Here is a 236-nt window from a genome sequence, read left to right as displayed (position 1 = left end):
GCGAAAAACCAAGACTAATCAAAGAAATTTGCGTCTTGATACTTACACCCAACTCTAAAAATACACCTACATCATCAATATATTCTAAAAGATCAGCTCGGCCTTGTGTAATATAGAAATGTCTTAATAGGTCGTTATAACAAGAGAGTAATTTTGGTGCTTGATATCTAGCAACCTTCTCAACATCTTCCATAACACCTCTTATAACAGCAGGTTCCTTATATTCTTTCTTTTTC

General features: G+C 33.9%; 1 protein-coding gene. It reads right to left on the bottom strand.

The window, feature by feature from the left end:
• Nucleotides 1-193 (bottom strand): hypothetical protein (locus tag COJ96_RS25755; protein ID WP_218936535.1); only part of this gene is annotated, 193 nt, incomplete at its 3' end.
• Nucleotides 194-236: the final 43 nt, after the last annotated feature.

It is taken from the genome of Bacillus sp. AFS073361, from assembly GCF_002567005.1.
Classification (GTDB): Bacteria; Bacillota; Bacilli; order Bacillales; family Cytobacillaceae; genus Neobacillus.
Note: the sequence above shows the minus strand (reverse complement) of the source record. Positions and strands in the feature narration are given on the sequence as shown.